At 52.2% G+C, this 320-nt stretch carries 1 pseudogene; it reads left to right on the top strand.

Going from position 1 to position 320, the window contains the following annotated elements:
• A pseudogene (locus ASG38_RS17845) lies at positions 1-320 on the top strand (hypothetical protein); the annotation flags it as partial.

A 320-nucleotide genomic window follows, 5' to 3' on the forward strand; every position in this document is an offset into this window, starting at 1 on the left:
CACAATTACGGCCGGCAAGTTAGCCAACGCGGGTAACAACCAGGTGCTGACAACCAATGCAACCGGTGTACCAACATGGGTGAACCAGTCTGCTTTAGTGCCTGCCACCACAAACACATTGGTTAATAATGGTACCAACACACTCACATCAACCGTAAACGGGGTAGTGGCTACGGCAGCGGCAGTGAATAGCGTTACTACCAGCTTATCCGGTTCAAACCTTACCACAACGGTAAACGGTGTAGGCAGTACGGCACTGAATCTGGCTCCGGTAGTGGCTGCCAATGACAAGACCAGTTCGGTAGTAAGCGGCACGACCA

This window comes from Flavobacterium sp. Leaf359, assembly GCF_001423985.1.
Classification (GTDB): domain Bacteria; phylum Bacteroidota; class Bacteroidia; order Flavobacteriales; family Flavobacteriaceae; genus Flavobacterium; species Flavobacterium lindanitolerans.